Source organism: Dyadobacter bucti (genome assembly GCF_005869225.1).
Taxonomy (GTDB): domain Bacteria; phylum Bacteroidota; class Bacteroidia; order Cytophagales; family Spirosomataceae; genus Dyadobacter; species Dyadobacter bucti.
In genome coordinates this window covers 108886-118786 of sequence record NZ_SWFP01000015.1, presented here as the reverse complement: position 1 = coordinate 118786, position 9901 = coordinate 108886, and the positions used below count along the sequence as shown (strand labels likewise).

13 protein-coding genes and 1 tRNA gene are annotated in these 9901 nt (G+C 43.2%); 12 read left to right on the top strand and 2 right to left on the bottom strand.

The features are described from left to right. The 7 genes from FBF61_RS31830 to FBF61_RS31800 all read left to right on the top strand — a co-directional run. Positions 1–564: hypothetical protein (locus FBF61_RS31830; protein WP_205748343.1), on the top strand; the 564-nt coding region annotated here is incomplete at its 5' end. 202 nt (positions 565–766) lie between these two features. Beyond that, positions 767–1036, top strand: coding sequence for a hypothetical protein (locus FBF61_RS31825; RefSeq protein ID WP_138485034.1), 270 nt, complete (start codon positions 767–769; stop codon positions 1034–1036). A gap of 202 nt (positions 1037–1238) precedes the next feature. Beyond that, entirely contained in the window at positions 1239–1604 is a 366-nt protein-coding gene (locus tag FBF61_RS31820; protein WP_138485033.1) for a hypothetical protein, read from the top strand. Next, positions 1601–1897: a hypothetical protein gene (locus FBF61_RS31815; RefSeq protein WP_138485032.1), complete on the top strand. Its 297-nt coding sequence runs from the start codon at positions 1601–1603 to the stop codon at positions 1895–1897. Before FBF61_RS31820 ends, FBF61_RS31815 begins: the two co-directional genes overlap by 4 nt. Then, on the top strand, positions 1890–2378 hold the full coding sequence (locus FBF61_RS31810) for a hypothetical protein (RefSeq protein ID WP_138485031.1): 489 nt from the start codon (positions 1890–1892) through the stop codon (positions 2376–2378). Before FBF61_RS31815 ends, FBF61_RS31810 begins: the two co-directional genes overlap by 8 nt. Next, on the top strand, positions 2375–2791 hold the full coding sequence (locus FBF61_RS31805; RefSeq protein ID WP_138485030.1) for a hypothetical protein: 417 nt from the start codon (positions 2375–2377) through the stop codon (positions 2789–2791). Before FBF61_RS31810 ends, FBF61_RS31805 begins: the two co-directional genes overlap by 4 nt. 3 nt (positions 2792–2794) lie before the next feature. Further along, complete coding sequence (locus FBF61_RS31800) at positions 2795–3787, top strand: hypothetical protein (protein ID WP_138485029.1); 993 nt, start codon at positions 2795–2797, stop codon at positions 3785–3787. On the opposite strand, the gene FBF61_RS31795 is transcribed toward FBF61_RS31800, so the two are convergent. Next, positions 3784–5616, bottom strand: coding sequence for a type IV secretory system conjugative DNA transfer family protein (locus tag FBF61_RS31795; RefSeq protein ID WP_138485028.1), 1833 nt, complete (start codon positions 5614–5616; stop codon positions 3784–3786). The genes FBF61_RS31800 and FBF61_RS31795 overlap by 4 nt on opposite strands. A gap of 250 nt (positions 5617–5866) precedes the next feature. Here FBF61_RS31795 and FBF61_RS31790 point away from each other — a divergent pair, with 250 nt between their 5' ends. From FBF61_RS31790 to FBF61_RS35690, 3 genes are all read left to right on the top strand, one after another. Beyond that, entirely contained in the window at positions 5867–6187 is a 321-nt protein-coding gene (locus tag FBF61_RS31790; RefSeq protein ID WP_138485027.1) for a hypothetical protein, read from the top strand. Next, positions 6187–7080, top strand: coding sequence for a relaxase/mobilization nuclease domain-containing protein (locus FBF61_RS31785; RefSeq protein WP_138485026.1), 894 nt, complete (start codon positions 6187–6189; stop codon positions 7078–7080). Before FBF61_RS31790 ends, FBF61_RS31785 begins: the two co-directional genes overlap by 1 nt. A gap of 275 nt (positions 7081–7355) precedes the next feature. After that, entirely contained in the window at positions 7356–7667 is a 312-nt protein-coding gene (locus FBF61_RS35690) for an HNH endonuclease (protein WP_374756639.1), read from the top strand. Positions 7668–7716: 49 nt separating this feature from the next. Here the strand turns inward: FBF61_RS35690 and FBF61_RS31775 are convergent. Continuing rightward, positions 7717–7790 (bottom strand) — tRNA-Met (locus FBF61_RS31775). A 198-nt stretch (positions 7791–7988) separates the two neighbouring features. Between FBF61_RS31775 and FBF61_RS31770 the strand changes: the two genes are divergently transcribed. Next, positions 7989–8381 carry an START-like domain-containing protein gene (locus FBF61_RS31770; protein WP_138485024.1) on the top strand — a complete coding sequence of 131 codons (393 nt, stop codon included), beginning with the start codon at positions 7989–7991 and terminating at the stop codon, positions 8379–8381. Further along, positions 8381–9877: an LptF/LptG family permease gene (locus FBF61_RS31765; RefSeq protein WP_138485023.1), complete on the top strand. Its 1497-nt coding sequence runs from the start codon at positions 8381–8383 to the stop codon at positions 9875–9877. Before FBF61_RS31770 ends, FBF61_RS31765 begins: the two co-directional genes overlap by 1 nt. The last annotated feature ends 24 nt before the right edge of the window (positions 9878–9901 follow it).

Genomic DNA, 9901 nt, shown 5'->3' with positions numbered 1-9901 from the left:
AGCCAACATTCTCGTTACTTCCTGCTTAAACTCAGCATCATAACTCTTTCGGGTTTTGCTCTCTTTCTGAACTCCCATTTTGCATCATGTTGTGCAAAAATGTGTGCCGCTTTCGGGAGCCACCTCATACCTCCCGAAGGAGCTGAAATGACCGAAGTAAAACACACGCCTACGCCTTGGAAAATATCCGACCATAGTCTTGAGATATTTGGTTCTGATGGGTTTGAGATATGCGATCCAGAGCAAGGTCCGCATGTATCAGAACAATGGACAAAAGAAATAAAAACGGAATATCGACACTGGTCTGGCGGCGAAGGGACAGATCATAAAGAGCGATCCTTTGAAGAAATGGAAGCAAATGCCGAATTCATCGTCCGCGCCTGTAACTCTCATTATGATCTTGTTGCCGCTTTGGAAAAAGCCGGTACTAGCGGTAAGGGTGATATCGAAAACGAATGGTATTGCCCAGTCTGTGGCTCTCATTCATTTTACGATTACGATATGGAGCATAAATCTGAATGTTTTATCGGCCAAGCACTCGCCAAAGCAAAGGCACAATCATGAAATCAGTATTAGATCAAATCTATGCTTACCACGGCAGACAACGCCCAGAGTACACACCACGGGAAATCCTTTGCTTTCTGTCTGGAATGAACCACGCCAGCCGTATAGCCCAATCCACTCAAAAGGGCTACATAGCAGCAAACGCAATTAACCAAGAGGCAAGGACGCTGAGTTTATTTGCCGAACAGAAAGGGGTAATGTGATGGATTATTCGGAAGCACACAAAAACGGATTTTGGCATGAATGGTGCAAAGACAATCATGAAACTTTATCTGATAAAATTGATAGGTTTTTCGGTAAATGGCCTGATGGTTATAATACCTTGATGTTTTATCATGGCATTGGCGAAGGTTCAAGAGTTATGGAGTTTTGCAATAATGGAATTAATTCTGGTTGGTGGACTGTCGTCATGCGGGAGAGAGATTATTACATTAATAAACTTAACAAGATATCTTGGGAGCAGATTGCATGACCAAAATTTACCTATCAATCATCGCTCTAAGCTGGCTATTTATCGGTATCACTTTGCCATATACTTATGAAAGCATCCGTGAGCATATCGTATCAGAGGTTCAATCATGGCCTGAAATGCAAGCATCATACACACAGAAGGAACAAGATAGCATGAATGAGTTTGTTGCTGTAAGCCTTCCGAGAATTGAGGGGATTAACTAATGAAATTTGACCCAAAGACGCACCAATTCGGGATGGCTTATGCAGTAGATAATTATGTTTTATATATAGGTACAAATATATCAATGGAGTGGTGGTATTATTCAGCTCATTACAAAGATGGGCATCGTGGATGGTGTGATGTCAGAAAAGTAAAACGCGCACCAGAGCATGACCTGATATCCGTTGCGGTGGCTGATAAATTGGCTGAGGCTTTGAAATTTTATTCTGGTGGATTGCATTACACAGAATTTAGAGAATTTCCATCAGATGCTAGAATTACAATTATTAAAGACCGTGGTGAAGTAGCAGCCGAAGCCCTAACCGAATACGAAGCATACAAGAATGTTTCCAGAGGAGATTTATGATGAGTGGAATTGATTTAGACGTTCTGTCCGAAAATATTGACTATCTTGAATATAGCGGGAAGGTATTCTGCAAGTCTGATTTCGTTGGTGATGATACCGAAAAGCCAGCAGACAAATCTTATGAGCTGATGCAAGTAGCAAGAGCAGCTCGCGCATACCTTGCTGATCGTAACAAAATCAAAGAAAACAAACAAGCCTACGACTGGTTAAACGAACATATACGAATAGAAGACCTGAAAACCCATCCTGAATATAAGATAATTTGCGAACGATTAGGAGTGCAAAATGACTGAGAATAATGATATGCCTGATCACGCATGGCTGGACTTGGATCGTCAATGGTTTCCAAAAAGATCAGATGTTGACCATAGTACAACAAAATACATCCGCGCAAGCTTAGTTCCCGCAACGGTTATGCCATCTGATAAAAAGGAGGATATAGACTTTCCTCTAGGAGCAATTGAAAACGGTCGGATATTCGCCGAACAGGTAGAAAATTTATACAAGTTTAAGGAAGACAACGGGCATGATTTATCGGTTTGTTATGAATGGACTGAATTTAAAAGATGCTTTGAATATATGGCTGATTATCTAGTAAATCGCCGCGCTTCATTACAGGAACAGGACAACAACCATCTTGTGAAAGCGTTAAGAGACGCAAGATTTGAACTTTGGGAAAGTTGGCACAGCGATATGAGCTTGGAGGACTTTGAAAAACACCCGACAATTCAAGATATTGACGCAGCCCTTTGCAAGCACAAGGAGAGATCATGAAAGTCGGTGATTTTGTTGTTTCTCCAACTTACATGCAATATCAAAAATTCATGACAGCGGAATTGCGTCGAGTACATTATTATTTATTCAACCGTACCAATGAATATTATAATCGGGTAAGAAAAAATCTAAATTCCTTACTTCATGTATGCGACAAGTCTCAGGTAAAATATGTTCTCATGTTTATAGAGGCTACCAAGTTTTACCAGAAACATGCCGGGTATAACCCTCCGGAGTCACTAATGAATAAGAAACACAAATTAACAGATCACGCTTTTTGTATGGCGTTGGCGCGCATGTATAATGTTGACATTCTTAAAGTAAAGGATCGTATTCTGGAAGACATTAAAGCATTTGATGTTAGGTATTGTGAGGTGAATGGAGTGATCACCACTGTTTTAGGTAAGCAATAACAGATGATTAATATAGAGGACGCGAAGACCATATCAATAACGGAAATAGCTGAACGCCTTGGGGCGAAGTTCGACAGACGGACAAAGCCTCACGTTACACGATGGTTTTCCCCCCTGAGAGCTGAGAAGTCTCCTTCCTTTTACATCGACGAGCGCAGCAATACGTTCAAGGACTACGGCCATCACAGGCCGAAGGGAGACGTAATCGATCTCATGATTGACAGTGCGGACGGCAAGCGGAACGATCCAGAGGACACGAAAGAGGCATTGAAACGACTGGAAGCCTTTGATACGATCCCCAGGGTAACGGTTTACAAGCAGGAGAGGGCAGCAGTGACCTATTCAGATTATTATCAGATCAAGAAAAGCTCACCGAGAATTACCGCCTTGCACCTGTTAAGGGAGATTAGCCGTAGGGAATTATCCCTGAAAACCGTGTCCAAGTATATGGAGCAAGCCGATATCCTGCGGGGCAAATCTACGTTCAAAGCCTTTTCTTTCCCGAATGATAAGGGAGGCCACGAAATAAGCAACTACGGTAAAGACGAAAAAGACCAATTCAAGACTTGCATCGGCCCGAAGGCAATTACAACGTTTTTGGCCGATGAGCTGGAAGAAGACGTAACAGCCTTTGTATTTACGGGAAAGTTTGACCTGATAACATGGGATCAAATGACCGGCGGCCGGAAACCTAACGAGGAGTATATTTGCAGCAATTCAGACAGTCTTATCGGAGAAGTTGGGTTACATATCCTGTCCCGGAAGCATTTCATCAAGCGTGTGTGCTGTTTTCCTGATAATGACAAGTCAGGGGCGGGAATGAGGGCAATGCACGCCCTCGGATCTATTTTGGAACCCGAGGACATACAGTTTGGCTTTATGGATCATTTATATGAAGGGCATAAGGACCTCAGCGAGGGTAGGATGAAAAACAACACAGCAAATATCGGTGTCGGTTCACCGGGTCCTTCAATAAGCTTTAAGCCCAAGTTTTAATCTGGGGTATAATACGGATTTTTGGAAGCCCGGTCTTTTATCGCATTTATATTATAGTAAGGATGTTTGGCAAATTTAACCGGAGGCCGCTGTTCAATAAAGGTAAAGATATGGTCTTGTGATCCTCTCCTTACTTCATCTGGCGTGATTAACGGTCTAGACACTGGTCGAGCTTGCCGCATTCCGGGGATGTTTGTGTCATAATTCAAGTATGTGGACGATCCGGCCATCCGAGAGACGTAATCAGCGGTGAAATTGTCGTTTACCCCGAAATAATGCTTAATGGCAGCCCCGGCCATAAAAACTTCCCATCCATCACCGTAAATAGAATACAACTGGCTTAAACTTTGGAAGATAGGCCATAGGGTAATGTTGTAGCCTGCACCCATTGCCATGAAGCTGCTGATATCATTAATTTTACCAAGCGAGGGGAATTCGTCCAAAATAAAAGTTACTCTTTTTTTTCGGTTGCGGACAACCGCTCTTAAAGAAGATGCTACGACAATACGAAGCCATTTATATTGACTATCAATTTTATCGGGTGGAATAATCACATAGACCGTTGTATTGCCGTCTGAGATCTCATTGACATTAAAGTTTGAGTGTTCTACAGATCGCTGGAGAGAGGGCGATTTTAAAAAATCAGTGTGAGAACAGCAGTTTGACATGATGCTGCCATGGGTTTTAGGGCTGTTATTAATGATGTTTTGAGCTTCATTCGATGCCAAAGACACAATTTCGTTCGTTGACACGGACATTTTCATGAGAAGCTGCAAAAATTCATCCTCCGGTAGTCGTAGCCACCTCCAAATAGTTGTTAAAGTTTTAGTGTTTTCAACTTCATCACCCGACAACTTGAATCCCTGCTCTTCATCATCCATATCCTTTTGGTGGAGTTTTTCCCTATAATCAAGGATGCAGTGAGTAATTAATGCTGAAATCAATGACCTGGCGCGATTATCCCAATAGGGATCAGATGAGCCTGATTTTTCTGGAACTATCATCTCTGCGATCATCGAAGCGTCATCCGCGATAGCCTCGTCATCATCAAGGGGAATAATATCGAGAGGATTAAAAGTATCGGGGTTCTGTGAGTAGACTTTCCATGGGTCAATTACCCTTACTGTCCTGCCGGGGATTGACCTTTGATAATCAGCCGTGACAAAAGCGCACTCCCCCTTCGGGTCGATAACAAACCAAGAACCATCATACTCTCCAAGGCCTAGGAGGTTAGGGGCTATCAGATTAGTGAATTTACCTGAACGGGTTCCGGCCACTGTTATCAAATGCCCCTGTTTATGATAATCATACCCTTCTCCGATGAAGATTCCTTTTTTGTCAAGGTCTTCCAAATCACCGCCGTGCGCCCACCTTGCCGTGCCGAACATGTTTAAATTTGTTCTATGGTCAACCATCCGGTTTCTCCAAACATCAAATCCAAACATAAGAGCGTAGTAGCTGACTGAATAAGACAGGACGTAAATGACAACCTTTAAAGGATCACTACTCCAGCCAAAGATGGATACAAAGAACGTTATCCACAGGAAGTATAAAACAGCAAGCACCACCCAAATAAATAACGCAAAGATGATCATAGACAGCCGGGCGAACGGGTGCAGGGGGTATAAGGTGGGAGGGACATTCAAATGAAAAAGCTTCCGGTTGTAAGCTCGAATATATCCCCAGAGCGAACCCGCCAGAGTAATGGGGGAGAAGAACAGCCCTACTAGAAAGAGCGCGGTCTTGATCTTGGATTCCGGATCATACTTTGTTTTAAAAAGGTCGGCAACATCCTGAGATGTCCATGAGTTAAGCTTGTTCTTCATCATTGAGAATAATTAGGTGATAAAAAGAATAATTTGCACTTAACCCATAAGTGTAACCGCTGGCTAATTACTTGCATGACTTATTAAACGGTCATAAATATCTGATCTAGAGGGTGATAGGGGTTGTGAGGGCGGGATTTTTGGTATATATTGCAAGGACATGTTCTATATGTATCAAAACTCCGTTTGGACCCATTTAGAACGCCTTGCAATTGAGACGTTGCACTCTCCCTTGACCCTCACGTTGGAAACCATGGCACGACCACAATCCCTATCTAAGCGAAAAAACAAACCTCAGATATGCTTCTCGGATGCAGAGCTTGCGACCGCAGAGCAGAACGCCAGAGACGCGCGGATGACCTTTTCGGAGTATGGAAGGTTCTTGATGGCAGGGGTGAGACCGAGGCGTTTGAAGGCCACCGAAGCGCAGGAAATCCAATTGAAGGCTTTGTCGGCAATTCAGGAAATATCCGGAGCACTGGATAGGTTGAAATCCCGACTTCCTGATGATATCCTCCGTGAACTTTCAGCCGTCGTAAAATCGGCCGGCCAAAAAATAAACAAAGGTCTGTAATGGTAATCCGTGGAGCATCTAGGGGAAATGGACGGCAGTTGGCGAAATACCTTCTGACGAAATCTGACAACGAGCATGTCGAGCTGTTCGCCATTTACGGAACCTTGGATACGGACAGTCTTTCAAATTCCCTGATCGAGATGGACAGGTTTCACCTTCTTACCAAGAGCGAGAAACCGCTGTATCATTCCATCATCAGCCCAAGGCCTGAGGAGAGCCACCAGATGACAGACGAGCAGTGGATCAGATGTGCCGAGATACAATCTCAGGAGTGCGGATATCAAGGCCTTCCATGGGCGGCTGTGAGGCACTTAAAAGACGGCAGGTGGCATCTTCACCTCGTCTCACAGCGTTACGATCCCGCACTTGGGAAAATGCGGCCTGACGGGCTAAATTACCAAGCTCACGACCGGGCAAGGGAAAAAATGGAAATCGAATTTAATCACGAACGCACACCGAAGAAAAATCTCCGCCGTCCTGTTTTGAGAAAAGACGTGATCGATGCCTGGCGCACCTCTTCAACCGGGGAAGAGTTTATCGCCAAGTCCGCCGAGTATGGATACACCATTGCCGCCAGCACAACACGCCGTCCATATATGGTGATTGACGACACCGGGCGAAGTTATGACCTCATGAAAAAACTTCGTGTCAAGGAAGAGAAATTCTCTGTCCGCACCTCGGAAATGAGAAAAAGGCTCGAAGGAATTGAGCTTCCGATGGACAAAAACGTCATCCGAGACATTCGCGCACAGCAAAAAGTCAGGAACAAAACCAGTGAAATGAGACAGGAAGCCCTCGACGTTCAACGGCCAGAAACTGAGAAAGAGAGGCGCCAGAGGGAATTTATGGGAAAGTTCAAGCCCCGCGACCGGGATAAAGACCGGGAGCGTTGACATCAGCTAAAACGACAGCTAAAATAGAAATACTGGTGGGACGGCCATCCCCGAAAAGTCAGACGCTGCCAACTCAGCGCGAGAGCCAGTTTCATTTTTAACTAGTTGGAGTATGGTTATTGACCAAGCAAATCCCCGTATCAAAAGGCAAGTATTTCACAACCGTCGATGATGCTGATTATGATTGGTTATCAAGGCATAAATGGTCATTTTCAAATGGATACGCGTATCGCAGACGGAAAAAAGAAGATACTGAGGGGCCGAAATTTATTGCCATGCACCGTCAAATAATGGGCTTTCCATCCGGTATGGAGATTGATCATATTGATAGGCAGAAACTGAATAACTGCCGGTCAAACCTACGGATCTGCACAAAGGCTGAAAATACCAGGAACAGTAAAGCAAAGGGATCTAGTTTAAAGGGCACTACATTCATTCCCCGATTGAACAAGTGGATGGCGCGAATACGTGTAGACGGAAAGCTTTTTCATCTAGGAGTGTTTTCGAGCGTAGTCGAGGCATCAAAAGCTTATGACGATGCAGCAAAGGTACATTTTAGGGAATTTGCCTTTCTCAATAATTTTTGATTTATTTTTGACTGAAACAAAAAAGCCCCTAAAAAAGGGGCTTTCTGCGTAGCGGGGAGCAGGATCGAACTGCCGACCTTAGGGTTATGAATCCTACGCTCTAACCATCTGAGCTACCCCGCCGTAATTGTGGTGCAAAAGTATGTTAAATTAAATTATTACACAACGAATCCGTGTATTTTTTCGTTAAATTTTTGATTTGGCAAAACACTTAAAATTAACTTTAAGCAACATTTATTATTGAATTATGCTATATTACGACTTTTAAATCAGCGTATAAGATCTGTACTCTTATGGTCAACCCATTTAATTTTAGTTCGTATGGAAAAATATAAGTTTATTACTGAATTTGAATTGCGTTCATCACCCAAAGTACTCTTTCCATATATATCTACACCTTCTGGGCTGGAGCAGTGGTTTGCTGAGAAAGTGACCGTCCTGCCAGATCACCGCTTTGATTTTCAATGGGACGGCGACAGTCATATCGCTAAACAGACGGGATTAAGGATCAACAAGGCAGTGAGGTTTGATTTTGAAAACACAAGTGAGGATAATCTTGACAACAACCATGTGGAACTAAAACTTGAAGTAAGCGAGTTAACCCAGACGACCTTTCTTCGTGTGATAGATTATTCCTCGAACCGTGATCAGGATGAATTGACGTCACTTTGGGATGGATTTATAGTTAATCTGAGAGAAATTGTTGGTAGTTGATGAAAAAGCTTGATAAGCTTGTGCTTTCCTCCTTTTGGGGGCCTTTTATAATAACTATGTCGGTTGTGGTTTTCGTTTTTCTGATGAGGATCATGATCTTTTACATAGACGACTTTGTTTCCAAGGACCTGGGTATTTTTGACTATGCTCAGCTTTTTTTCTTCTTCAGCCTCATTACAGTTCCAACCGCGCTTCCGCTTGCTATGCTGCTTTCTTCTTTGATGGCATTTGGAAATCTTGGGGAGTTCTTTGAACTGACAGCTTTGAAAAGTGCCGGTATCTCAGTTGTAAGGGCGATGGCCCCGCTTTTCATCGTAGCGATTGGTATCAGTATTTTCTCATTTTTTTTCAACGACCGTGTTTCTCCGTGGGCGAATTTGAAAGGATACAGCCTTCTGTACGATATCAAAACGACAAAGGCCACACTCAAAATCAAGGAGGGGATTTTTTATAATGACTTGCCGGGTTACAGTATTAAGGTAGACGAAAAGGAAGAAAACGGCAAATTAAAGGGAATGGTCATTTACAAGCATAGCAACCGTTCTTACGAGCTTGGCAATACAGAAATAATCCTGGCAGATTCAGGAAGGATGTATTCGATCAATGACAACAGGTATCTGGTAATTGAATTATATAATGGAACGCGATATACTGATGAGGTGAACTCAGGGGGTGGGAGACCGGCGTATATCTCTTCAAGTATGACTGGTGCAAGCCCGAATTTTTCAAATTTCAGCCGCAATGGGTTCCGGCACTACCGTCTGACAGAAAGCTTGTCGTCATTTGGTATGAAGCGTACGGATGAGGGCCAGTTTAAATACCATGAGTTTATGAAGAATATCAATGATCTGACCTCAACGGCCGATTCGCTTCGAACTTCTTATATTGAAACCCAAAAGAACCTTGTCCCTGGCAGCCAGCAATATTATTCCTATAATTATAAGGAGGGAACTGATAAAACGATAAAAAGCGGGCCCTGGATTGATTCTTTGTTGGCGATACCTCTGTCGGACAGTCTGAAAAAGGAGGTTCTTACCAATACAAAAAATGCATCAGCCAGTATGCTCAGTTACGTTAAGTCACAGACGGATTATCTGCAGACGAAACTGAAAGATGCCAACAAGTATGAATTAGAAAAACACCATAAATATACCCAGGCGTTATCTTGTCTGATCATGTTTCTGATCGGCGCACCACTTGGCGCGATTATTAAAAAGGGTGGTTTTGGAGTGCCGGTGCTGGTGTCAATATTGTTTTTTATCCTGCTTTATGTACTGACCAATCAGGGTGATAAATGGGTGAAGGAAGGTTTGTTGGTTGTGCCCGTTGGTGCCTGGATGGCCAATACTGTATTGTTTTTGGCGGGGATGTATTTCATTAGCAAGGCCCGAAGTGATTCCCGACTTTTCGAAAAAGATGTCTATCAAATGTATGTTAAAAGAATTAAGACTAAGTGGGCAAGTAGATTCGGTAAAACACGCCTTATGGAATCGTAGGAAAATTATATTTTTATAATACGA